This window comes from Halopseudomonas formosensis (genome assembly GCF_900115905.1).
GTDB classification, from domain to species: Bacteria; Pseudomonadota; Gammaproteobacteria; order Pseudomonadales; family Pseudomonadaceae; genus Halopseudomonas; species Halopseudomonas formosensis.
The window spans coordinates 102,884-126,135 of sequence record NZ_FOYD01000001.1; the positions used below are offsets into that span (position 1 = coordinate 102,884).

A 23,252-nucleotide genomic window follows, 5' to 3' on the forward strand; every position below is an offset into this window, starting at 1 on the left:
GCTGGAACAGCCATTGACGGAATTGATGAAGCGGAATCAGAACAGTCGCAGGGGCGGCTCATCCAGCGCCGCGCGCTGTTCGCGCAGGGTCAGGATCTGCTCGGCCCAGTAGCGCTCGCTGGCGAACCAGGGGAAGTGCATGGGAAAGGCCGGGTCGTCCCAGCGCCGGGCGAGCCAGGCACTGTAGTGGATCAGGCGCAGGCTGCGCAGGGATTCGATCAGCGGCAGCTGGCGCGGGTCGAAATCATGGAACTCGTTGTAGCCCTCGACCAGTTCTGCCAGCTGGCCCTGACGCTGGTCCCGTTCCCCGGACAGCATCATCCACAGATCCTGGATCGCCGGGCCCTGGCGGCAGTCGTCCATGTCCACCATGTACAGGCTGTCGTCGCGCCACAGCAGGTTGCCCACATGCAGATCGCCGTGCAGGCGGATGCTGGTATGGGGATGGGCCTGACAGATCTCCTCCACCCGGGCCAGCAGGTCATCGGCCACCGAGAAGTAGGCCGGGCGCAGGCTTTCGGGCACGCAATCGTGTTCACGCAGCCAGGCCAGACTGTCATGGCCGAAGGCCTGAACGCTGAGTTCGGGACGATGCTCGAAGGGCCGCATGGCGCCCACCGCATGCAGACGGCCTACCAGGCGGCCGAGCATCAGCAGGTGGTCGGGGTCGTCCAGCTCCGGTGCGCGGCCGCCGAAACGGCGAAACAGGCTGAAGCGGAACCCGGCAAACTCGAACAGGGTGCGTCCGTCTATCACCATCGGCGGTATGACCGGGATGTCCCGTTCGACCAGCTCCAGGGAGAACTGGTGCTCCTCGAGGATGGCCTCGTCGGACCAGCGACCGGGGCGATAGAACTTGGCGATCAGCGGTACGCCGTCCTCGATGCCGATCTGGAAAACCCGGTTCTCGTAACTGTTGAGGGTCAGCGTGCGTGCATCGCTGGCAAAGCCCAGGGATTCCACCGCATCCAGTACGGTATCGGGAGTCAGTTGGGCAAAGGGGTGGCTCATGTAGTCTGTTCCAGGCTGTCAGCGGCCGCCCTGGGCAGGCCGCGTCAACGGGTGATGTTGCGTTGCGTCCAGCTTACCCCAATTGCCGCTCGGCGGGGCCGTCTGTCTCGGTCACGGTCGGGTTGTCCGGGGCGTCCACCCGTGCCACGCACCAGACGGTGACGCTGGCAGCGCCGGCCTGCAGCAGGGTGCGGCTGGCCTCGTTGACGGTGGTGCCGGTGGTCATCACGTCATCGACCAGGGCGAGGTGACGACCGGCGAGACGCGTCGGGTGACGGCAGATGAAAGCGTCGCGCAGGTTGCGCTGCCGGGCGCGGGCATCCAGACCCTGCTGGGCAGTGGTAGCGCGCCGGCGCCGCAGATTGCGATAGTCCAGCGGAATATCCAGGGCGCGGGCGATGGGCCGGGCCAGCTCCATGGCCTGGTTGAAACCACGGCGGGCCTGGCGGCTGCGGTGCAGCGGCAGCGGAATCACCGCATCTGGCAGCTGCAGTTGCCGGTCCTGGTAGTGGTGGATTACCGCCTGTTGCAGCAGCCGGGCCAGCAGGCGACCCCAGGTCAGGCGGTGCTGATGCTTGAAGGCGGGTATCAGGCTGTCGATCGGAAAGCGGTAACGCAGCGGTGCTATCACCTGACTGAACGCCGGTGGTCGCTGCTGGCACTTTCCGCACAGCAGACCCTCGGCGCTCAGCGGCAGGGCGCACTGACGACAGGCCGGTCCCAGCCAGGGCAGATCGTCGAGGCAGGGCGGGCAGATGCAGTCGGGGGAACCGGCGGCACTGCCGAGGCACAGCAGGCAGCGGTTGATCTGATTAATATTTATCCACTTGTAAACCAGTTGTCTCATTTCAGGTTGACAGTCTCCGGGCGGCGATTATCATGCGTGGAATTGTTCCGACCTCTGCTACCAAGGATATTTCGATGACTGCGCCCGCTACCCGCCATGACTGGACCCCGGCCGAAGTGCTGGCCCTGTTGCGCCAACCCTTCAATGATCTGCTGTTCCAGGCCCAGACGGTGCATCGCCAGCATTTCGATGCCAACCGGGTGCAGGTATCCACCCTGCTGTCGATCAAGACCGGAGCCTGCCCCGAGGATTGCAAGTACTGCCCCCAGTCCGGCCACTACAACACCGGCCTGGACAAGGAAAAGCTGATGCAGGTGCAGAAGGTGCTGGACGAGGCCGCCGCCGCCAAGGCCATTGGCGCCACCCGCTTCTGCATGGGCGCCGCCTGGAAGCACCCCTCCGACAAGGACATGCCCTATGTACTGCAAATGGTGCGTGGTGTCCGTGAGCTGGGTCTCGAAACCTGCATGACCCTGGGCAAGCTGACCCGGGAGCAGACCCAGGCCCTGGCCGAGGCCGGTCTCGACTACTACAACCACAACCTGGATACCTCCCCGGAGTTCTACGGCAACATCATCACCACCCGCACCTACAGTGAACGCCTGCAGACCCTGTCCTATGTGCGTGATGCGGGCATGAAGATCTGCTCCGGCGGCATCCTCGGCATGGGCGAGTCCCTGGAGGATCGTGCCGGTCTGCTGATCCAGCTGGCCAATCTGCCGGAACATCCCGAGAGCGTGCCGATCAATATGCTGGTCAAGGTTGCAGGTACGCCGCTGGAGAATGCCGAGGACGTGGATCCCTTCGACTTCATCCGTACCCTGGCGGTCGCCCGGATCATGATGCCCAGGTCCCACGTGCGGCTGTCCGCCGGTCGCGAGCAGATGAACGATCAGACCCAGGCGCTGGCGTTCTTCGCCGGCGCCAACTCGATCTTCTACGGTGACCGTCTGCTCACCACCGGCAACCCCCAGGCCGACAAGGACATGCGGCTGTTCGAGCGTCTGGGCATCAAGCCCGAGGAGCGCGAGGAGCATGACGATGAGGTGCATCAGGCGGCCATCGAGCAGGCCCTGATCGAGCAGCGCGACAGCGCCCTGTTCACCAACGCCGCGGCAGGCTGACCGGCAGCGGCCCGCTGCAGCGCAGATCTTTGCAGTGCGCGGGTCGTCCGATGGGCGGTCCGCGCTTTTTACATTTGCACCGCAGGCCGAATGCGTCTGGCCTGTTGCCGGGGTTCATCATGTCCTTCGATCTATCCGGGCGGCTGGCCGAGCGCCGTGCCGCCCATCTGTACCGCCAGCGTCCGCTGCTGGAGTCCCCGCAGAGCGTGCGGGTCAAGGTAGATGGCCAGTCGTTCCTGGCCTTCTGCAGCAACGATTATCTTGGACTGGCCGACCACCCCGAGGTGGCCGAGGCCATGGTCGAGGGTGTGCGTCGCTGGGGCGTTGGCGGCGGCGCCTCGCATCTGGTGGTGGGGCACAGTGGTGCCCACCATGCGCTCGAGGAAGCGCTGGCCGAACTCACCGGCCGGCCCCGGGCGTTGCTGATGTCCAGCGGCTACATGGCCAACATGGGTGCCATCACGGCGCTGGTCGGCAAGGGCGATACCGTGCTGCAGGACCGGCTCAACCATGCTTCCCTGCTGGATGCGGGACTGCTCAGTGGCGCCCGTTTCTCCCGCTATCTGCACAATGATCCCCAAAGCCTGAGCCAGCGGCTGGAGAAGGCCGAGGGCAATACCCTGGTGGTGACCGACGGGGTGTTCAGCATGGACGGCGATCTGGCGCGGCTGCCGGAGCTGTGCGCCGAGGCACGCCGTCACGGTGCCTGGGTGATGGTCGATGATGCCCACGGCTTCGGCTGTCTGGGGGCCACCGGGGGTGGCATAGTCCAGCAGCAGGGGCTGAGTCTGGAGGAGGTACCGGTGCTGGTCGGCACCCTGGGCAAGGCGTTCGGCACGGCCGGTGCCTTCATTGCCGGCAGCGAGGAATTGATCGAAACCCTGATTCAGTTTGCCCGCTCCTACATCTATACCACCAGCCAGCCACCGGCCGTGGCCTGGGCGACGCTGACGAGCCTGCGCCTGGCGCGCGAGGAGAGCTGGCGCCGTGAACACCTGGCGCGGCTGATCGAGCGCTTGCGCGCCGGTGCCGCGCAGCTTGGCCTGCAACTGATGGACAGCCCCACTCCGATCCAGCCGATCCTGGTGGGCGACAGTGCCCGGGCGCTGCGGTTGTCCGAGGGGCTGCGCCAGCGGGGGATTCTGGTCACCGCCATACGACCGCCGACGGTGCCCCAGGGGACAGCCCGATTGCGTGTTACCCTGTCCGCGGCCCATGCCGAGACCGATGTGGATCGTCTGCTGGAGGCCCTGCAGCAGACCCTTGCCGAATTACCGGAGTTTCAGTCATGAAGCCGATCACCCTGTTGCCCGGTTGGGCAATGGCCACCGATACCATGGAGCCCCTGCGCGAAGCGCTGCAGGCGTTGCTGCCGGAGGTGCGGGTGGCCATAGAACCGCTGCCGGCCATCCAGCTGTCCAGTCTGGAAACCGACCTGAGCTCCCTGGCCCAGCGTATCGAGCCGGGCGTTCTGGTTGGCTGGTCGCTGGGCGGGATGCTGGCAGTGCAGCTGAACCGGCGCTTCCCCGAACATTTCCCTGCGGTAGCCACCCTGGCCAGCAATGCCTGCTTCGTCGAGCGTCGTGACTGGCCCACCGCGATGACGACCGACACCTTCCGCAGCTTCTATCAGGGTTACCGCGAGGACCCGGAGAAAACCCTGCGGCGCTTTGCCCTGCTGGTCAGTCAGGGCAGTACCCAGGCCCGGCACTGGATCCGTCATCTGCAGTGGGATGAGCTGAATGATGAGCAGCGCCTGCACGGTCTGGCGGTGCTGGGCATGCTGGACAACCGCGTGGCCCTGCGCAATCCCTCCCAGCCGATGCTGCACTGCTTCGGCGCCCAGGATGCGCTGGTGCCGAGCGTGACCGCCAGCGCGATGGGGGAGCTGCATCCGGCCTCACGGGTGGTCACCCATTACCAGGCCAGCCATGTACTGCCGTTGGAGCAGCCCGGCTGGCTGGCCCAGCAGATCGTCGACTGGCTGGAGGGTACCCATGAATGAGGCTACGCTCGACAAGCGGCTGATCGCCGAGTCCTTCAGTCGGGCGGCGCCCACCTACGACAAGGCGGCTGCGCTGCAGCGCACCGTCGGCAGCAACCTGCTGGGACGTCTGCCGCGGGACTTCGTGCCGGGGGATATCCTTGATCTTGGCTGCGGTACCGGCCACTTCACCCGGGCCCTGGCGGCCTGTTTCGACACGCCTGTCATCGGTCTGGATCTGGCCGAGGGCATGCTCCGTCACGCCAATGAGCACAGTCCCGGGCTGGATCACTGGATAACCGCCGACGCCGAACGGCTGCCGCTGCGCAGCGAGTCCCGTGACCTGATCTTCTCCAGCCTCGCCATGCAATGGTGTCCCCGACTGGATCAGGCGCTGGCCGAAGCCTGGCGGGTGCTGCGGCCGGGCGGCTGTCTGGCCTTCAATACCCTGCTGGAGGGCAGTCTGGAAGAGCTGCGCCAGTCATGGAAGGCCGTGGACAATCTGGTGCACGTGAACAGTTTCATGTCGCTCACCGAGCTGACCATACTGCTCGACGACGCCGGTTTCGGTGACTGGCAGTGCGACGTGGAGCGCCACGTGCTGTTCTACCCGCGACTCGGGGAATTGACCCAGGAGCTGAAGGCGCTGGGAGCGGTGAATCTGAACGCCGGGCGACCTTCCGGTCTGACCGGCAAGGCACGCGCGCGCCGGTTGACTGCCGCCTACGAGCAATTCCGCACCGAGCATGGGCTGCCGGCGAGCTGGCAGGTGGCCCAGGTGGTGATGTTCAAGCAGCCGGGGCGCACAGGAGTATCCGCATGAGTCACCGCTATTTTGTTACCGGTACCGATACCGAGATCGGCAAGACCACCATCGCCGCCGGTCTGCTGCATGCCGCCCGGCGGCGCGGGCTGAGCACCGCCGCAGTCAAGCCGATAGCGGCGGGGTGCTTGCGCAGTGCCGAAGGACTGCGAAACGATGACGCCCTGACCCTGCAGGCCGAATGCGCGCCGAGCCTGGACTATGATCTGCTCAACCCGGTGGCGCTGGAGCCGCCGATTGCCCCCCATATAGCAGCCCGGGAAGCCGGACTGCAGCTGACCGCAGCCCAGCTGGCGGATGATTGTCGGCGGGTGTTCGCCCGTGGCGCCGATCTGACACTGGTCGAGGGAGCCGGTGGCTGGCGGGTGCCGCTGAACGGCGAGCAGACTCTGGCGGCCCTGGCCATCGAGCTGAAGCTGCCGGTGATTCTGGTGGTGGGATTGCGTCTGGGCTGCATCAACCATGCTCTGCTGACCGCCGAGGCCATTGCCGCCGATGGTCTGCGCCTGGCGGGGTGGGTGGCCAATCAGGTCGATCCGCACATGGAGCGCCAGCAATCCAATCTGGACAGCCTGCGGGCATTGATGAAGGCGCCGCTGCTGGGCGTGGTACCGCGCCTGGACCCGCTGAGCGCCGCCGGCGTGGCGGATCATCTGGAGCTGGACAGTCTGCTCGGGGCGACCGGCGGACTATCCGGCCTGCGCTGATTATGCTTGAATAGGCACATTGCCACTATTGTTGAAGGGGGTATGCCATGGCGTCCCTTGATCTGATTTCCTCCGGCTTCGACGCCGTCCGCCAGGGCCAGTACCGCGCCAACACAGCGGCGGCGGAGATTGCCCGGGCCGGGGCACTGGTCAACCCGGCGGCGGCCGGGTCCGTGCCGCTGCAGGCTGCCACGGCGCAGCCGGTGGCCAGCACCGCAGTGGAAAGCAACCGCCCGGTGGACATGGTCAGCGCCCTCGTTGCCCTCGAACAGGCCCGGCAGGAAGTCGAAGCCGGTGCCTCCATCATCGATACCGCCGACGAGATCCTCGGCACCCTGATCGACATTCACGCCTGACCTGCCGCCTGTCGGCGCACCTGTCCGGGTGCGCCGTTGATCCCGTTCCATGAGTCCTTCCACTGCTCGCGTCGCCGCGCGGTTCGGTGCGCTCCGGCCTGCGCGGTTTGAAGGAAGTGATCGGGAATGCTATGAATCCATCACCCGTAAAAGGGGTTGACAATATCCAGGCTAAAACGTAAGTTTCAAACACGTGTTTGAATGGGCCGTCCGGCTCGTCGCCGTCCCTATTCCAAAATTCATCGTTGAGGTCAGTACACATGCCCGAATACAAGGCTCCCCTGCGCGACATTCGTTTCGTACGCGACGAAGTACTGGGTTATGAAGAACATTATCAGAGCGTGCCGGGTTGCGAAGACGCAACTCCTGACATGGTCAATGCCATCCTGGAAGAGGGTGCCAAGTTCTGCGAGCAGGTTATCGCGCCGCTGAACCGCGTGGGCGATATCGAAGGCTGCACATGGACTCCGGAAGGTGTGAAGACCCCCACCGGTTTCAAGGAAGCCTATCAGCAGTTCGTTGAAGGCGGCTGGCCGAGCCTGTCCCTGGATCCCGAATACGGTGGTCAGGGGCTGCCCGACTCCCTGGGTCTGGCCATCAGCGAGATGGTCGGTCAGGCCAACTGGTCCTGGGGCATGTACCCCGGCCTGTCCCATGGCGCGATGAACACCATCGAAGCCCACGGTACCGAAGAGCAGAAGCAGGTTTATCTGACCAAGCTGGTTTCCGGCCTGTGGACCGGCACCATGTGTCTGACCGAACCCCACTGCGGCACCGACCTGGGCATGCTGCGCACCAAGGCTGAGCCGGCTGAAGACGGCAGCTACCGCATTTCCGGTACCAAGATCTTCATCTCCTCTGGCGAGCACGACATGGCCGAGAACATCGTTCATATCGTCCTGGCCCGCCTGCCCGATGCACCGGCCGGCACCAAGGGGATTTCCCTGTTCATCGTGCCCAAGTTCCTGCCCGACGCCAACGGCGAAAAGGGCGAGCGCAACGGTGTGAACTGCGGCTCCCTGGAGCACAAGATGGGCATCCACGGTAACGCTACCTGTGTGATGAACTTCGACAACGCCACCGGTTTCCTGATCGGGCCGCCGAATAAAGGCCTGAACTGCATGTTCACCTTCATGAACACTGCCCGTCTGGGTACCGCTCTGCAGGGGCTGGCCCATGCCGAGGTAGCCTTCCAGGGTGGTATCACCTACGCCCGCGAGCGTCTGCAGATGCGTGCCCTGAGCGGTCCGAAGGCGCCCGAGAAGCCCGCTGACCCGATCATCGTGCACCCTGACGTGCGCCGCATGCTGCTGACCATGAAGGCCTTTGCCGAAGGCAACCGCGCCATGGTGTACTTCGCTGCCAAGCAGGTCGACATCATCAAGCGCAGCAAGGACGAAGAACAGAAGAAACTGGCTGACTCCCTGCTGGCCTTCCTGACTCCGATCGCCAAGGCGTTCATGACCGAAGTCGGTTTCGAAGCTGCCAACCACGGCGTGCAAATCTACGGCGGTCATGGCTTCATCTCCGAGTGGGGCATGGAACAGAACGTGCGTGACGCCCGTATCTCCATGCTGTACGAAGGCACCACCGGCATCCAGGCACTGGACCTGCTGGGCCGCAAGGTACTGATGACCCAGGGCGCCACCCTGCAGAACTTCACCAAGATCGTGCACAAGTTCTGCAAGGCCCAGGAAGGTAACGAAGCCATCAAGCACCTGGTAGGCCCGCTGGCCAACCTGAACAAGGAATGGACTGACATCACCATGAAGATCGGCATGGCCGCGATGAAGGACCGCGAAATGGTCGGTGCCGCCTCCGTGGACTACCTGATGTATTCCGGCTACGTCTGCCTGGCGTACTTCTGGGCCGACATGGCCCGTGTCGCTGCCGAGAAGCTGGCCGCCGGCACCAGCGAGGAAGGCTTCTACAAGGCCAAGCTGCAGACTGCGCAGTTCTACTATCAGCGCATCCTGCCGCGCACCCGCGCCCACGTTGAAGCCATGCTGTCCGGTTCCGACAACCTGATGGCCATGGACGAGGAAAACTTCTCGCTGGGCTACTGATAGCCAGCGACAGGTGATCCAAAAAGCCGCCCCGGGAAACCGGGGCGGCTTTTTTGTGCCCTGTGAACCAGATCCCAATGGCAGGACAAAGGTTTTGCCCCACTGCGGATTCACCGGGATCATGGCCGCTTCAGCTCACCGGTTTCAGGAATTGAAGCGGCAATGATCAAGATAGGTATAGGTTCCAGGACCTCCACCGGCGGCGCAGTGATCGAAGGCAACCCGGGCATCCAGTTTGATGGCCTGGTAGCCAGCTCGGTCGGGCACAAGGCGACCTGCCCGAAATGCAAGAAGGGCGTCGGGCCCATAGTCGCGGTTGGTCCGCGCACCGTCATGCTGCCCGCCGGACCCGCCGCCCGCGCCGGTGACTACGTCGCCTGCGGTTGCCCCGCCGGCTCGAATACCCTGCTGCCGGACGGCACCATTCATATCGGCGGCTGAGCAGGGCGCACGCATGTTGACCGCGCTCAGAACGGGAGTGCTGAAGGTCCTTTCACTGGTGACGGCATCGGTCTTGACGGCCTGTACCGCGTCCACGGACGACGTGGCGCATGCCCGCCGGATGCTGAGCCATTATGCGCTGGCCAGCTGCCTGGCAGACGCCTATCCCTCGGAGCCGGGATTCACCGAGGATGCGCAGGCGGCTGTCGGCGCTTATCACTTTCTGGGGCAAGGCGCTCACCGCATCGTGCAGGACGAGGATACCCTGGAGGTGCTGCATGATCCCTATGCCGCGGTAAGGGAATACATTCTGCGGCAGGCGGCCGCCGAACCGGCAGTCATGAAGCAGGGCGGTGACAATGCATTCGCCAGTTGCCTGCAGGTGCTGTCCTCGTCTGAGTTCGAGACGCTGGTGCGGGATCAGGACAGCTATATCGACAGGCCGGACTGAATCGCTCCCGGCGCTGCTCATGCATCCCAGGCCAGCCGTATTCCGCTGAACTGCCAGCGCGCCCAGGGCGGGAAGAAGTTGCGATAGCTCGGGCGGCTGTGGCCGGGCGGGGTGGCCAGGGAGCCACCGCGCAGGACCATCTGGTTGATCATGAACTTGCCGTTGTACTCGCCCACCGCGCCGGCCGCCGGACGGAAGCCGGGGTAGGGCAGGTAGGCGCTGTTGCACCATTGCCAGACTTCATCATGCAGCCCCTCCACTTCAGTGCTCCGAGTGGCGGCATGTTCCCATTCCGCTTCGGTTGGCAGACGGGCACCGGCCCAGCGGGCGAAGGCGTCCGCCTCGTAGAAGCTGACATGGCTCAGAGTCGCCGCCGGCTCCATGGCCATCGGCCCGTGCAGGGTGAAGACCTGCCAGCCCTCGTCCCCATGCTGCCAGTACAGCGGGGCTTGCCAGCCTCCTTCACAGACCGCGTCCCACCCGTCTGACAGCCAGAGCTCGGGGCGTTGATAACCGCCGTCGAGCATGAACTCCAGATATTCCACATTGGTGACGTTGCGGCTGGCCAGTGCAAAGGGCTCCAGCCACACGCGGTGGCGGGGCGTTTCATTGTCATAGCAGAAGCCCGCTCCGGTATGGCCCACTTCCACCAGACCGCCGGGCAGCGGCAGTCGCCGGGGCGCATGGCGGTTGTGTTCGGGCATCGCCGGGTCCGGGCCGCTCGGCCGCCAGGCGGGAAGCAGGGGATTGCAGGAGAAGTGATGCTTGAGGTCGGTGAGCAGCAGTTCCTGATGCTGCTGTTCATGATTGAGCCCCAGTTCGACCAGCGCCAGTGCGTCCGCACCGAGCTGGTTGTCCGCCAGCAGCTCGCTCAGGTGCCGGTCGACATGTTCCCGGTATGCGAGCACCTGTTCCAGGGACGGGCGGGACAGCAGTCCGCGCTGTGGGCGTGCATGCCGCGGCCCGATGCCTACGTAGTAGGAATTGAACAGCACCGCGTAGGCAGGGTTGAAGGCCGCTAACGGGGTGGGCAGGCGCAGCAGGATGAAGGTCTCGAAGAACCAGCTGGTATGGGCCAGGTGCCATTTGACCGGGCTGGCCTCGGGCATCGACTGGAGCTGGCAGTCCTCGGCACTGAGCCCCTCGGCCAGTGCCAGACTGTGCCGGCGTATGCCCTGGTAGCGGCGAACAAGCTCACCGCCTGCAGCCATGGTGGGCGGTTGCCGGCTCATGCGTTGGGCTCCGCGAGGAAGATGCCGAACCAGCCACGGGCATCGGTCCACATCTGCTGGCGAGGGAAACCGGCCTCTGCCAGCAGCAGGCCGAAGCTGGCGGGGGTGTACTTGTGCGAGTGCTCGGTGATGATGTATTCGCCGCAGCGGAACTGGCGAACGGCGGAGCTGCCCAGACGCACGGTCTGCGGGCGGGTGGCGATCAGGCGCATCTCGATGCGGCTGTTCCGGGCGTCATAGACAGCGCTGTGCTCGAAGGCGTCGGGATTGAAGTCGGCTTGCAGCAGTCGGTTGACCACCTGCAGGACGTTGAGATTGAAAGCGGCGGTCAGCCCCTGGCTGTCATTGTAGGCCGCTTCCATTACCGGCAATGGCTTGACCAGATCCGCGCCGATCAGCAACTGGCCGCGCTGACCGCAGTGCTCACGGATACGCCGCAGCAATCGCAGGGCCTGATTGCGGTCGAAGTTGCCGATGGAGGAGCCGGGGTAGAAGAATACCGGTGGGCTGTCCGCTTCTTCGGCGAGCAGCTCCTTCAGATCAAGACGGCGGGTGAAGTCGCTGACCACGCCCACGCATTCGAGGTCGGGGTAGCCGTCGGCAATATTGGCCAGGCAGGCACGGATGTAGTCGCCGGCGATATCCACCCCGATCACCCGGGACGGGCTGAAATGCTGCAGCCAGCTGCGGGTCTTGCTGCAGTCGCCGCAGCCCAGATCGACCCATTGCGCCTGCGGGCGCAGGGTGGCGCTGATCTCGTCGGCGTAGTGCCGGAGAATACCGGCCTCGGTGCGGGTGGGATAGTACTCTTCCAGGTCGCACAGCCGGGTGAACAGCTGGCAGCCGATCTCATCGTAGAAGAACTTGGGGTTGATGCTGGCCTGGGATTGCATCAGGCCGTCGAGCAGTTGTTGTTTTTCTTTCGCCTGATCCGGTGGCAGCAGGTTTTCCAGACGGGGTAAGGGCGTGGCTGTATTCACGGCGACTCCGGTGGTTGAGGCTCCCACTGAGTCTGGCACAGCGGGCCGGGTCTGCCATGCGTATTGACGGACGGGCATCCGATGGGCGGATGCCCGTAATGGAACTCTAGTCGGCGTTCTCCGCCACCTGCCGGATCATCTTGAACAGCTTGCGCGATGCCGCCGGCGGCTTGTTCTCCGCTGCTTCCTTCTGGGCCTGGCGTACCAGTTGGCGAATGGTCTGGCGGTCGGCGTCAGGGTAGGCGGCGATGAAGGCTTCCTGCTCCTCGGGGCTGCCGGTCAGCAGGCGGTCACGCCAGCGCTCGAGCTGGTGGAAATACTGGGCGTGGGCCTGGCTGCTGCTGTCCAGGCGCTCGACATAGGCCTGAATGGCCTCGAGATCGGGTTGCTCGCGCATCAATTTCCCGACAAAACTGAGGTGGCGCTTGAGTGCGCCGCGGGCAGTGTGGCGGTGGGCCTCTTCCAGTGCGGCACGGAGCTTGTCGGTCAGCGGCAGCTTCTCCAGCTGCGCGGGTTTGAGCTCAACCAGGCGGCGCCCCAGTTCCTGATAGGCCTGCATCTCGCGCTTGATCTGGCTCTTGCTTTTCTCTTCGTCCTGCGGACCGTCATGCTCTTCAGGAAATTCTGTCATGGTTGCTGCCTGTCTGCCGCTACTGATCAAGGCGACATGATACCCGTTCACAGGCTGGCTGTCCGGGGTACAATGACCGGCAACAAGGAGATCACATGAGCCAACAGCTTTCCGAACAGCAATTCGAGGATCCCCGGGCCCTGCGTCAGATGCTTGAGCAGCGGGTCGCCTTCATCCTGGACGAGGCCTCGCGTCAGGGCGCAGATGCCTGCGAAGTGGCGGTGAGCCAGAACACCGGCCTGTCGGTGGGCGTGCGCCAGGGCGAGGTCGAGACCGTGGAGCTCAATCGCGATCAGGGCTTCGGCATCACCCTGTATCTGGACGGGCGCAAGGGGTCGGCCAGTACCTCGGATACCTCGGACGAGGCCATCCGCTCGACCATAAGCGCTGCACTGGCCATCGCCCGCAATACTTCGGTGGATACCTGTGCCGGCCTGGCCGACGCCGAGCTGATGGCCAGGGATCTGCCGGATCTGGATCTCTATCATCCCTGGACCCTGACCGCCGAGCAGGCCATCGAGCGCGCGCTGGCCTGTGAGCGGGCGGCGCTGGAGCTGGATGGGCGGCTGAGCAGTGACAGCGCCAATATCAGCTCCCAGCAGGGCTGCCGGGTCTATGGCAACAGTCACGGTTTCATCGGCAGCTCACTGGGCTCCCGGCACAGCGCCTCGGCGGTGCTCATCGTCAACACCGAAGACGGCATGCAGCGGGATTATTGGTATACCGTGGATCGTCTGGCCGAGCGCCTGATGAGTCCCGAGGCCCTGGGGCGCAAGGCCGCCGAGCGCACCCTGGCGCGCATTGGTGCGCGGCCGGTGAACACGGCCCGGGTGCCCGTGCTGTTTGCCGCGGATCAGGCCGCCGGTCTGCTGGCGCAACTGGTGAATTCGATCTCCGGCGGCGCTGTCTATCGTCAGTCGACCTTCCTGCTCGATGCCATGGGGACGCAGATTTTCCCCGACTGGGTCACCATCGACGAGCGCCCGCACATGCTCCGGGCCCTGGGCAGTGCTGCCTTCGATGGCGACGGCCTGGCGACCCGCAAGCAGGCCTTCGTACGCGACGGGGTACTGCAGAGCTGGGTGCTGAGCACCTACTCCGGGCGTCGGCTCAAGCTGCCGAGTACCGCCAATGCCGGAGGTGTGCACAACCTGCATATCAGCGCCAACGCCGGTGATCTGGCGGCGCTGCTGAAGGAAATGGGCACCGGCCTGCTGGTAACCGAGCTGATGGGGCAGGGTGTCAACGGCGTGACCGGCGACTACTCCCGTGGCGCCGGCGGGTTCTGGGTGGAGAACGGCGTGATCAGCCACCCTGTACGCGAAGTCACCATTGCCGGCAACCTGCGGGAGATGTTCCTCAATCTGCGCTGCGTGGGCTCGGATACCGAACGGCGTGGCAACTACCTCACCGGCAGCTGGCTGGTGGATGGCATGACCGTCGGGGGTGCCTGAGGGCGCCGGAGCGTCGGCAGGCGTAGCGCGGGTGAGCTGCCCCCGTTACTCGCCTTCTTCGAAGTAGTTGTTGATCAGCCCTACCAGGTCGGCCATGGCCTGCTCGGCCTGCTCTCCGTCGCAGGTAATGCACACTTCGGTGCCCTTGCTGGCGGCCAGCATCATGACCTGCATGATGTTGGTGCCATCCACCATCTGCTGTTCCGAGCCGCCGATGCGCACGCTGCAGTTATGCCGCTTGGCAACATTGACGAACTTGGCGGCAGCACGGGCGTGCAGCCCCAGCTTGTTGATGATCTGGACGCGCTGGGTAATCTGGGTCATGGCAGGTCGCGGTGGCGGATCAGCAGGTTGGAGAAATTGTCGCTCAGATCCTGCACCAGCCGTTCGGCGATGTAAACCGAACGGTGATGTCCACCGGTACAGCCAATGGCGATGCTCATATAGCTGCGCTCGCCGGCGGCGTAGCGGGGCAGCCACTTGTGCAGGAACTGGAAGATGTCCTGATACATCTCCTGCACATCGGGCTGGGCTTCCAGATAGTCGCGAATGGGTTCGTCCTTGCCACAGAAGGGGCGCAGATCGGGCTTCCAGTAGGGGTTGGGCAGGCAGCGCACATCGAACACCAGGTCCGCATCCACCGGCACACCGCGTTTGAAGCCGAAGGACTGGATGAGGATGGAGGGCCCGTTGTTCTGACTGCTCAGCAGACGATGCTTGAGCTGGTCACGCAGCTGATAGAGGGTCAGGTGGCTGGTGTCGATCTTCAGGCTGGCCAGATCGATGATCGGCTCCAGCAGCTTGAGCTCGGCGGCGATGGCCTCGCCCAGTGACAGGTTGCCATCGGTCAGCGGATGCTTGCGGCGGGTCTCGGAAAAGCGCTTGATCAGCACCTCGTCGGTAGCAGCCAGGAACAGCACATCGCAGGTGATGCCCGCATCCCGGACCTGCTTGAGCAATTCCGGGAAACGTTTCAGGTCACTGGGCAGGTTGCGTGCATCGATACTGATGGCCACCTTGGGCAGGCTCAGATCGGTGTTCTGGGCCTGGCGGGCCAGCTCGGGGAGCAGGCCGGCAGGCAGGTTGTCGATGCAATAGAAGCCGTTGTCTTCCAGCAGATGCAGGGCAGTACTCTTGCCCGAGCCGGAGCGGCCGCTGACCACCACAAGTCGCACGGCGATCAGGCTCCGCTGTCGTTGACCATGATCTGATACAGAGTCTGGGCATCCGGTGCCCGGCGCAGTGCTTCGCGCAACTCTTCCTGATCCAGCCGTTCAGCCAGGGTCTTGAGAATCTGCAGGTGTTGTTCGGTCGCTTCGTGCGGTACCAGAAGAACGAAAATCAGATCGACCGGCGCTCCGTCCAGGGAGTCGAAATCGATCTCGCTGCTCAGCTGGAGCAGTGCGCCGACGGCTTCGGTGCACTGTTCCAGACGGCAGTGGGGAATGGCAATACCGTTGCCGAAGCCTGTTGAACCGAGTTTTTCCCGGGCCAGCAGGCTTTCATATATGGCATCGGCATCCAGTGGGGTGTGCTGGGCAATCAGATTGCCGATCAGCTCCAGCACACGCTTCTTGGAGCCCCCGTCGACACTGGCAAAGGTGAGTTCGGGGGACAGGATCTGTTTTATCAGCATGTTGTGTCGGCTTGTGTTCTTATCGGTCGTTGACTCCCTGCTGTCGACCGATGTTCTTTTCCTTGTGCTTGATCAGCTGTCGGTCAAGACGGTCGACCAGCAGGTCGATGGCGGCATACATGTCGGTGTGTTCGGCTTCGGCAACCAGGTCGGTTCCGGCCACGTGCAGGGTACCTTCGGCTTTCTGTTGCAGTTTGTCTACCTCGAGGGTGACCTGGGCGCTGATGATCTTGTCGAAGTGGCGTTCCAGACGTGCCATCTTTTCGGTCACGTAGTCACGCAGGGCATCGGTTACATCAAGTTGGAGACCGGTAATTTTCAGTTGCATAACACTTCTCCTGTTCGGCTTTGTGAAGCGGGAATCGATCCTGCTGATTCCCATGGTGCCACCTACTTCTCTCGCGTTCCTTGACTCAGGTCGGGTCAGACCAGCCTTTTGCGCTCGCTGGAGGATGCAATGTTCAGCGACTCGCGGTATTTGGCGATGGTCCGGCGTGCCACTTGTATGCCTTGTTCCTCAAGTAAACCAGCGATCTTGCTGTCACTCAATGGTTTCTTGGGGTTTTCTTCGGCCACCAGCTTCTTGATCAGGGCGCGAATCGCGGTGGAGGAAACCTCGCCGCTGTCACCGCTGACGTGGCTGGAGAAGAAGTACTTGAGTTCGTAGATCCCCCGCGGGGTATGCATGTATTTCTGCGTGGTGACCCGGGAGATGGTGGACTCGTGCATGCCCACCGCCTCGGCGATGTCCGCCAGCACCAGGGGCTTCATCGCCACCTCGCCGTGTTCCAGGAAGCCGCGCTGATGTTCGACGATCTGGGTTGCCACCTTGAGCAGGGTCTCGTTGCGGCTCTGCAGGCTCTTGATGAACCAGCGGGCCTCCTGCAGGTGGTTGCGCAGGTAGGTGTTGTCCTCGCTGCTGTCGGCGCGCTTGACCAGGGCGGCGTAGTGGGTGTTGACCCGCACGCGGGGGGCGGCCTCCTGGTTCAGCTCGACGATCCAGCTGTTGTGATCCCGGCGCACGATCACGTCGGGAATCACGTATTCGGCGTCGCCCGAGGCTATCTCGCCGCCGGGGCGGGGATTGAGCGACTGGATGAGTTCGATCACCTGGCGCAGCTGATCTTCCTTGAGCCGGGTGCGGCGCATCAGCTGGGCGAAGTCGCGGCTGCCCAGCAGCTCCAGATAATCGCGCACCACGCGCTTGGCCTGCTCCAGCATGGGGGTGTCATCGGGCAGCTGGCACAGTTGCAGATGCAGGCACTCGCTCAGGTTGCGCGCACCCACGCCGACCGGTTCCAGCTGCTGGATGCGGTGCAGGACCATCTCGATCTCGTCGAGCTCGACACCCAGCTCCGGGTCCAGCGAGGCCTGGATATCCTCGAGGGTCTCTTCCAGGTAGCCATCGGCATTGATGCCGTCGATCAGGGCGACGGCGATCTGGTAATCGGTTTCCGACAGGGGCAGCAGGTTGACCTGCCATTCCAGGTGGCTCTGCAGGGTTTCGCCGCTGCTGGTGCGCGAGGTGAAATCCCAGTCGTCATCGTTGTTGCTGGGCAGGGAGCTGGCCGAGGTCTGGTAGATGTCCTCCCAGTTCGTGTCCACCGACAGTTCGCTGGGGATCTGCTCGTTCCAGTTGCCTTCCTCCTCGCCATGGCTGTGGTCGAGGGCTTCCAGGGTGACGGGCTCGGGCAGGGCAGTGGCGGTGATGTCCTCATCACCGTTGCCATTGCTGGCGGTCTCGCTGGCACTTGCAGTGAAATCATCATCGCCGTCGTCGGCCATCTCCAGCATGGGATTGGCTTCCAGCGCCTCCTGCACCTCCTGCTGGAGATCCAGACTGGACAGCTGAAGTAAGCGGATAGCCTGCTGCAGCTGAGGGGTCATGGTCAGCTGCTGGCCCATCTTCAGGACAAGCGTTGGTTTCATGCTTCTGCGGACTACCTTGTGTGCTCAAACCATTGAGGAATAAAAGAAATCCTCCTTAGCATGCCCGAAATCCACCGGCTTTTACAGACGGAAGGCATGGCCCAGATATACATCGCGCACCGTTTGGTTGGCCAGTACGGTTTCGGCGTCACCCTCGGCGATGATGTGGCCGTCATTGACTATGTAGGCCTTGTCGCAGATATCCAGCGTCTCGCGCACGTTATGGTCGGTGATCAGCACACCGATGCCCTTGTCCTTGAGATGCTCGATGATCTGCTTGATATCGTTCACCGATATCGGGTCCACCCCGGCAAAGGGCTCGTCCAGCAGGATGAATTGCGGATCTGTGGCCAGCGCCCGGGCAATCTCGGCCCGTCGACGCTCGCCACCGGACAGGCTCATCCCCAGGCTGTCACGCAGATGGTGGATATGGAATTCACGCAGCAGCGAATCCAGCTTGCCCTCGCGGCCCTTCTGGTTGAGGTCCTTGCGCGTCTGCAGGATGGCCATGATGTTGTCGGCCACGCTGAGCTTGCGGAAGATCGAGGCTTCCTGCGGCAGATAGCCGATGCCGCCCCGTGCCCGCCCGTGCATGGGGAGATGGGTGACATCCTGGCCGTTGATCAGGATATTGCCGCGGTCGGCCCGGACGAGGCCGACGATCATGTAGAAGCAGGTAGTCTTGCCGGCGCCGTTGGGACCGAGCAGACCGACCACTTCGCCACTGTTGATCTGCAGCGAGACATCCTCGACCACGCGGCGGGATTTGTAGGACTTGGCCAGATGGCGGGCTTCAAGTTTCGTCGTCATTGCTCACCGGCTCGGTACGTTTACGGGGCTGGATGACAATCTCGATACGCTCGGCCGAATCACCTTCCTCGGCGATGGCGCGCCCGGCGTCCACGACCTGACGCTGGATGTCGTAGTTGACCCGCTGCCCCTGGAAGGTGTTGCCGGCCTGCTCGAGGAAGGCATTCTGGATCAGCACCACCCGCTCGGTGTCGGCATGGTATTCGATGGTCTGGGCGCGGGCATCCACCTGCTTGCCACCGGCGGGGGTCTGGCGGAAGGTTGCCGGGGAGCCGTTGGACACCAGCTTCTGCACTTCCCCGGCATTGTCCAGGGTCAGGGTGACCCGGGCACCGGTCAGACGCATGCTGCCCTGGGTGATGATCACGTTGCCGGTGTAGATGGCGACATTCTTGCGGTCATCCAGTGTGGCGCTGTCGGCCTGGATGCGGATCGGCTGGCTGGAGTCGCTCGACTGTGCGACCGCAGGGGCCGCGATGCCGGTCAGCAGGGCAAGAAACAGAACTCTAATGCGCCTCATGTTCGCCTCGTACGTTGGACAGCAGCTCTATGCGGCCGTCATTGAAATAAGCCTTCATGCCGGTGGCGGTGGTGACGCCGCCGGCTTCGATTCTGACTGCCTGATCGGTTTCGGCGTAGTCCCGGCTGGGGAAAACGGTCAGCTCCGGGGTCGACAGGCGACGGGTGGTGCGGGGGTCGAGCTGCTGCTCGATGATGACGTTCTGGCTCAGCAGCACCTGGTCACCCTGGGAGGTTACCTCGCCATAGCGTGCGCGCAGCTGCCAGGGGGTCTGCTCGCCCTCACGGTAGTACTGAAGGCGGGGTTCGTCGAGCTCGGTGATGTCGCTGTTGACCTGATGGGTGGCCTTGTCACTGGTCAGCTCGTACACCGGCTGGCCCTGCTCGTTGAGCTGGCGGATGCGCGGGTTGTCCATGAAGAAGTCCGGCTGCAGCGGCGCCTGCACCTGCTGGGGCGCAAAGCCTTCGGGACGGATGTTCCAGTAACCCACGGCCAGCGCCAGCACCACCACCAGAATCAGCAGGGTGCCGGTTGTCAGATAGCGCGGGATCTTCACAGATACTCCGCCTGGGCGGCGTCCAGAGTGCCCTGGGCGCGCATGATCAGCTCGCAGAACTCCCTTGCGGCACCGGCGCCGCCGGCCTTCAGGGTGACGCCGTGGGCGTGCTGGCGCACGAAATCATCGGCGCTGGCCACGGCCATGCCCAGACCCACCCGGCGGATCACCGGCAGGTCCGGGAGGTCATCGCCGAGGAAGGCGATCTCATCCAGTTCCACCGGCACTTTCTCACGCAGCTCGGCCAGCGCGGTGAGCTTGTCCTCGCGACCCTGGATCAGGTGCTGGATACCCAGGTTGGCGGCCCGGCGCTCGACCAGCGGCGAGTTGCGGCCGCTGATGATCGCGGTCTGCACGCCGGAGGCGATCAGCATCTTGATGCCGTGACCGTCCAGGGTGTTGAAGGATTTGAATTCGGTGCCGTCGGGCATGAAGTACAGCCGGCCGTCGGTCAGCACGCCGTCGACGTCGAAGATTGCCAGGCGGATGTTGCGGGCCCGTTCCAGCAGGGTCATTTCGGTTGTCATACTACCCCCGCGCGCAGCAGGTCATGCATGTTCAGGGCGCCGACCGGCAGGCCCTGGTCGTCGATCACGAAAAGGCCGCTGATCTTGCTGTCCTCCATGATCTTCAGCGCCTCGGCGGCGAGCATGCCCTGGCCTATGGTCTTGCAGCCCCGGGTCATGACCTGCTCGATGTGCGCATTGCGGATATCGATGTCCTGATCCAGGGTGCGGCGCAGGTCGCCGTCAGTGAAGATGCCGATGAGCTTGCCGGCGCCGTCGGTCACGCCGGTCAGGCCCAGGCCCTTGCGGGTCATTTCCAGCAGGGCGTCGCGCAGCGGTGTCTGCGGTGTCACCAGCGGCATTTGCTCGCCACTGTGCATGATGTCGTCTACCAGCAACAGCAGGCGTCGACCGAGGCTGCCGCCAGGGTGCGAGAAGGCGAAGTCCTCGGCACTGAAACCGCGGGCCTCGAGCAGAGCGATGGCCAGCGCATCACCCATCACCAGTGCGGTGGTGGTGCTGGAGGTGGGGGCCAGGTTCAGCGGGCAGGCCTCCTGCTCGACGCCGGTATCGAGGTTGGCGACGGCGGCGCGGGCCAGGGTGGAGTCGGGGTTGCCGGTGATGCTGATCAGCGGGATGCCCAAGCGCTTGATCAGCGGCAGCAGGGTGACCACCTCGGCGGTGTTGCCGGAGTTGGACAGGGCGATGACCACGTCCTGGGCGGTGATCATGCCCATGTCGCCGTGGCTGGCTTCGCCCGGATGCACGAAGAACGCCGGAGAGCCAGTGCTGGCCAGGGTGGCGGCGATCTTGCGGCCGATATGGCCGGACTTGCCCATACCCGTCACCACGATACGCCCCGGACACTGGATCAGCGTTGCACAGGCGCGGTCGAAGTCGCCTTCCAGCCGGTTCAGCAGGCTGTCGACGGCGTCGCGTTCCATGGCGATGGTGCGGCGGGCGGAGCGGGTGTAGTCGAATTCGGGCATGGTTCCTGATTTCTCTGGCAGTCAAGCGGGCAAGTATAGCGCCATGTATCGCTCAACTCATCACTGGCGTGTGTCGGGTTGGCGAGTGGACGAGCTGGTGCTCGTCCCTCCCGGGCTGCAGGCGTAGCGCGGGTGCGCTACACCCCGGACGCGCCAGCCCTCATCCCCGTAGGAGCACCCGCCCCGGGTGCGAATGGTTGCGTGCCGGTTCGCACCGGGGGGTGCTCCTACAACAAAGCCGCCCAACCCCTCTCCCCCGGTAGGAGCACCCGCCCCGGGTGCGAATGGTTGCGTGCCGGTTCGCACCGAGGCGGTGCTCCTACAAAAAAGCCGGCCAACCTCTCTCCCTCGGTAGGAGCACCCGCCCCGGGTGCGAAGGGTGCCTGCCCGGTTCGCACCGAGGCGGTGCTCCTACAATAAAGCCGGTCAACCTCTCCCCGGATGCGACGGGTGCGGCGCGGATGCCCGCCGACAAAACTTCCTCCAGCAAGGTCTCGACGCTGATGCTCGAACCTCATCGGGAGAACTGATATATTAGCGCGTTCACTTTTTCCGTCGTCCTGCCGGCCAACAGGTAAGGCTACCTATAAACATGCTCGAAACAGATGACTTCATCGTCGATTTGCAGCAAGTGACCTTTCGTCGCGGCGAGCGGGTGATCTTCAACAACGTTGATATCCGCATACCCCGGGGCAAGATCACCGGCATCATGGGCCCGTCCGGCTGTGGCAAGACCACCTTACTGCGCCTGATCGGTGCCCAACTGCGTCCGGAAAACGGCCGGATTCTGGTCAACGGCCAGAATATCCCCGAGCTGGGCCGTGAAGAGCTCTTCAGTGCACGGCAGCACATGGGCATGCTGTTCCAGAGCGGTGCCCTGTTCACCGATCTGAACGTGTTCGAGAACGTGGCCTTCCCGCTGCGGGTACACACCAAGCTGCCGGAAGACATGATCCGCGACATCGTGCTGCTCAAGCTGCAGGCCGTGGGACTGCGTGGCGCCATCGAGCTGATGCCCGATGAGCTGTCCGGTGGCATGAAGCGGCGCGTGGCCCTGGCCCGGGCAATCGCCCTGGACCCGGAGCTGATGATGTACGACGAGCCCTTCGTCGGTCAGGACCCGATTTCCATGGGTGTGCTGGTGCGCCTGATCCGTCTGCTCAACGATGCGCTGGGGCTGACCAGCATAGTGGTGTCCCACGACCTGGCGGAAACCGCCAGCATTGCCGACTATCTCTATGTGGTCGGTGACGGCCAGGTGCTCGGTCACGGCAGGCCCGATGATCTGATGAATTCGGATAACCCGCGCATCCGGCAGTTCATGCAGGGCGAGCCGGACGGTCCGGTGCCTTTCCATTTCCCGGCGCCGGATTATGTGGATGACCTGCTGCAGAAGGAGCGCAGACGATGAACGGTGTTGTGGATCGGGTCGCCTCCCTGGGTCGTATCGGCCTGGATGTGATCGCGGCGATCGGGCGCTCCGGCATATTCCTGTTCCAGGCGCTGGCTGGCCGCTCGCGTTACGGCAACGGCTTCTCCCTGCTGGTCAAGCAGCTGTACGCCCTGGGCGTGCTGTCACTGGCGATCATCATTGTCTCCGGCATCTTCATCGGCATGGTGCTGGCGCTGCAGGGCTACAACATCCTCAAGGATTACGGCTCGGAGCAGGCGGTCGGCCAGATGGTTGCCCTGACGCTGCTGCGCGAGCTGGGGCCAGTGGTCACCGCGCTGCTGTTTGCCGGTCGCGCCGGTTCCGCCCTGACTGCCGAGATCGGCCTGATGAAGGCCACCGAGCAGTTGTCGAGCCTGGAGATGATCGGCGTCGACCCGCTCAAGTACATCATTGCCCCGCGCCTGTGGGCCGGCTTCATTGCCATGCCGCTGCTGGCGCTGATCTTCTGTGTGGTCGGCATCTGGGGCGGCGCCATGGTGGCGGTGGACTGGCTGGGTGTCTACTCCGGCTCCTACTGGGCCAACATGCAGAACTCGGTGCAGTTCGGCGCTGATGTGCTCAACGGCCTGATCAAGGCGGTGGTGTTCGCCGCGGTAGTTACCTGGATTGCGGTGTTCCAGGGCTATGACTGTGAACCCACTTCCGAAGGTATCAGCCGGGCCACCACCCGCACCGTTGTCTATGCGTCCCTGGCCGTGCTCGGCCTGGACTTCATACTTACCGCATTGATGTTTTGATCTGCCAAG

General features: G+C 63.9%; 27 protein-coding genes. 12 read left to right on the forward strand and 15 right to left on the reverse strand.

Annotated features, from left to right (window positions below; all coding sequences use genetic code 11):
* Positions 1 to 36: 36 nt before the first annotated feature.
* Together BM046_RS00510 and BM046_RS00515 are read right to left on the reverse strand one after the other, a co-directional pair.
* Positions 37 to 1,011, reverse strand: a complete 975-nt coding sequence (locus BM046_RS00510; protein WP_090535933.1) for a serine/threonine protein kinase — start codon at positions 1,009 to 1,011, stop codon at positions 37 to 39.
* A gap of 73 nt (positions 1,012 to 1,084) precedes the next feature.
* Positions 1,085 to 1,858 carry a ComF family protein gene (locus BM046_RS00515; protein ID WP_090535935.1) on the reverse strand — a complete coding sequence of 258 codons (774 nt, stop codon included), beginning with the start codon at positions 1,856 to 1,858 and terminating at the stop codon, positions 1,085 to 1,087.
* Positions 1,859 to 1,926: 68 nt separating this feature from the next.
* Between BM046_RS00515 and bioB the strand changes: the two genes are divergently transcribed.
* The 9 genes from bioB (at position 1,927) to BM046_RS00560 (ending at position 9,810) form a co-directional block, all read left to right on the forward strand.
* Positions 1,927 to 2,982: a biotin synthase BioB gene (bioB, locus tag BM046_RS00520; protein ID WP_090536835.1), complete on the forward strand. Its 1,056-nt coding sequence runs from the start codon at positions 1,927 to 1,929 to the stop codon at positions 2,980 to 2,982.
* A 119-nt stretch (positions 2,983 to 3,101) separates the two neighbouring features.
* Positions 3,102 to 4,274, forward strand: a complete 1,173-nt coding sequence (gene bioF, locus BM046_RS00525; RefSeq protein WP_090536837.1) for an 8-amino-7-oxononanoate synthase — start codon at positions 3,102 to 3,104, stop codon at positions 4,272 to 4,274.
* Positions 4,271 to 4,987, forward strand: a complete 717-nt coding sequence (locus BM046_RS00530; RefSeq protein ID WP_090535937.1) for an alpha/beta fold hydrolase — start codon at positions 4,271 to 4,273, stop codon at positions 4,985 to 4,987. The genes bioF and BM046_RS00530 overlap by 4 nt, the downstream gene beginning before the upstream one ends.
* Positions 4,980 to 5,789: a malonyl-ACP O-methyltransferase BioC gene (gene bioC, locus BM046_RS00535; protein WP_090535940.1), complete on the forward strand. Its 810-nt coding sequence runs from the start codon at positions 4,980 to 4,982 to the stop codon at positions 5,787 to 5,789. Before BM046_RS00530 ends, bioC begins: the two co-directional genes overlap by 8 nt.
* Positions 5,786 to 6,496: a dethiobiotin synthase gene (gene bioD, locus BM046_RS00540; RefSeq protein WP_090535943.1), complete on the forward strand. Its 711-nt coding sequence runs from the start codon at positions 5,786 to 5,788 to the stop codon at positions 6,494 to 6,496. The genes bioC and bioD overlap by 4 nt, the downstream gene beginning before the upstream one ends.
* 47 nt (positions 6,497 to 6,543) lie before the next feature.
* Positions 6,544 to 6,852, forward strand: coding sequence for a hypothetical protein (locus BM046_RS00545; protein WP_090535946.1), 309 nt, complete (start codon positions 6,544 to 6,546; stop codon positions 6,850 to 6,852).
* Between the two features lie 260 nt (positions 6,853 to 7,112).
* Complete coding sequence (locus BM046_RS00550; protein ID WP_090535948.1) at positions 7,113 to 8,918, forward strand: phenylacyl-CoA dehydrogenase; 1,806 nt, start codon at positions 7,113 to 7,115, stop codon at positions 8,916 to 8,918.
* Positions 8,919 to 9,080: 162 nt separating this feature from the next.
* Entirely contained in the window at positions 9,081 to 9,359 is a 279-nt protein-coding gene (locus BM046_RS00555) for a PAAR domain-containing protein (RefSeq protein WP_090535951.1), read from the forward strand.
* Between the two features lie 13 nt (positions 9,360 to 9,372).
* Positions 9,373 to 9,810, forward strand: coding sequence for a T6SS amidase immunity protein Tai4 family protein (locus BM046_RS00560; protein ID WP_143084119.1), 438 nt, complete (start codon positions 9,373 to 9,375; stop codon positions 9,808 to 9,810).
* Between the two features lie 17 nt (positions 9,811 to 9,827).
* On the opposite strand, the gene egtB is transcribed toward BM046_RS00560, so the two are convergent.
* The 3 genes from egtB to yjgA form a co-directional block, all read right to left on the reverse strand.
* Positions 9,828 to 11,042, reverse strand: coding sequence for an ergothioneine biosynthesis protein EgtB (gene egtB / locus BM046_RS00565; protein WP_090535954.1), 1,215 nt, complete (start codon positions 11,040 to 11,042; stop codon positions 9,828 to 9,830).
* Positions 11,039 to 12,022 (reverse strand): L-histidine N(alpha)-methyltransferase, encoded by a 984-nt coding sequence (gene egtD / locus BM046_RS00570; RefSeq protein WP_177197753.1) that lies wholly within the window; start codon positions 12,020 to 12,022, stop codon positions 11,039 to 11,041. Before egtD ends, egtB begins: the two co-directional genes overlap by 4 nt.
* A 106-nt stretch (positions 12,023 to 12,128) precedes the next feature.
* Positions 12,129 to 12,653, reverse strand: a complete 525-nt coding sequence (gene yjgA, locus BM046_RS00575) for a ribosome biogenesis factor YjgA (RefSeq protein ID WP_090535958.1) — start codon at positions 12,651 to 12,653, stop codon at positions 12,129 to 12,131.
* 95 nt (positions 12,654 to 12,748) lie between these two features.
* Between yjgA and pmbA the strand changes: the two genes are divergently transcribed.
* Positions 12,749 to 14,107 (forward strand): metalloprotease PmbA, encoded by a 1,359-nt coding sequence (gene pmbA / locus BM046_RS00580; protein WP_090535960.1) that lies wholly within the window; start codon positions 12,749 to 12,751, stop codon positions 14,105 to 14,107.
* 45 nt (positions 14,108 to 14,152) lie between these two features.
* Here pmbA and BM046_RS00585 read toward each other — a convergent pair whose 3' ends face one another.
* From BM046_RS00585 to BM046_RS00630, 10 genes are all read right to left on the reverse strand, one after another.
* Positions 14,153 to 14,431, reverse strand: coding sequence for an HPr family phosphocarrier protein (locus tag BM046_RS00585; RefSeq protein ID WP_090535961.1), 279 nt, complete (start codon positions 14,429 to 14,431; stop codon positions 14,153 to 14,155).
* Positions 14,428 to 15,282 (reverse strand): RNase adapter RapZ, encoded by an 855-nt coding sequence (gene rapZ / locus BM046_RS00590; RefSeq protein ID WP_090535963.1) that lies wholly within the window; start codon positions 15,280 to 15,282, stop codon positions 14,428 to 14,430. The genes BM046_RS00585 and rapZ overlap by 4 nt, the downstream gene beginning before the upstream one ends.
* A 5-nt stretch (positions 15,283 to 15,287) precedes the next feature.
* Positions 15,288 to 15,743: a PTS IIA-like nitrogen regulatory protein PtsN gene (gene ptsN, locus BM046_RS00595; protein WP_090535965.1), complete on the reverse strand. Its 456-nt coding sequence runs from the start codon at positions 15,741 to 15,743 to the stop codon at positions 15,288 to 15,290.
* Between the two features lie 19 nt (positions 15,744 to 15,762).
* Positions 15,763 to 16,071: a ribosome hibernation-promoting factor, HPF/YfiA family gene (hpf, locus tag BM046_RS00600; RefSeq protein WP_090535966.1), complete on the reverse strand. Its 309-nt coding sequence runs from the start codon at positions 16,069 to 16,071 to the stop codon at positions 15,763 to 15,765.
* 95 nt (positions 16,072 to 16,166) lie between these two features.
* Complete coding sequence (locus BM046_RS00605; protein WP_090535968.1) at positions 16,167 to 17,672, reverse strand: RNA polymerase factor sigma-54; 1,506 nt, start codon at positions 17,670 to 17,672, stop codon at positions 16,167 to 16,169.
* 81 nt (positions 17,673 to 17,753) lie between these two features.
* The gene (gene lptB / locus BM046_RS00610; protein ID WP_090535970.1) at positions 17,754 to 18,482 is read right to left on the reverse strand and encodes an LPS export ABC transporter ATP-binding protein; all 729 of its coding nucleotides are present in this window, start codon (positions 18,480 to 18,482) and stop codon (positions 17,754 to 17,756) included.
* Positions 18,466 to 19,002 carry a lipopolysaccharide transport periplasmic protein LptA gene (lptA, locus tag BM046_RS00615; RefSeq protein WP_177197754.1) on the reverse strand — a complete coding sequence of 179 codons (537 nt, stop codon included), beginning with the start codon at positions 19,000 to 19,002 and terminating at the stop codon, positions 18,466 to 18,468. Before lptA ends, lptB begins: the two co-directional genes overlap by 17 nt.
* Positions 18,989 to 19,558 carry an LPS export ABC transporter periplasmic protein LptC gene (lptC, locus tag BM046_RS00620; RefSeq protein ID WP_235818530.1) on the reverse strand — a complete coding sequence of 190 codons (570 nt, stop codon included), beginning with the start codon at positions 19,556 to 19,558 and terminating at the stop codon, positions 18,989 to 18,991. Before lptC ends, lptA begins: the two co-directional genes overlap by 14 nt.
* Entirely contained in the window at positions 19,555 to 20,085 is a 531-nt protein-coding gene (locus tag BM046_RS00625; protein ID WP_090535973.1) for a KdsC family phosphatase, read from the reverse strand. The genes lptC and BM046_RS00625 overlap by 4 nt, the downstream gene beginning before the upstream one ends.
* Entirely contained in the window at positions 20,082 to 21,053 is a 972-nt protein-coding gene (locus BM046_RS00630; RefSeq protein WP_090535974.1) for a KpsF/GutQ family sugar-phosphate isomerase, read from the reverse strand. Before BM046_RS00630 ends, BM046_RS00625 begins: the two co-directional genes overlap by 4 nt.
* A 592-nt stretch (positions 21,054 to 21,645) precedes the next feature.
* Here BM046_RS00630 and BM046_RS00635 point away from each other — a divergent pair.
* Positions 21,646 to 22,464, forward strand: coding sequence for an ATP-binding cassette domain-containing protein (locus BM046_RS00635; RefSeq protein WP_090535976.1), 819 nt, complete (start codon positions 21,646 to 21,648; stop codon positions 22,462 to 22,464).
* The gene (mlaE, locus tag BM046_RS00640; protein ID WP_090535978.1) at positions 22,461 to 23,243 is read left to right on the forward strand and encodes a lipid asymmetry maintenance ABC transporter permease subunit MlaE; all 783 of its coding nucleotides are present in this window, start codon (positions 22,461 to 22,463) and stop codon (positions 23,241 to 23,243) included. Before BM046_RS00635 ends, mlaE begins: the two co-directional genes overlap by 4 nt.
* Positions 23,244 to 23,252 lie beyond the last annotated feature (9 nt).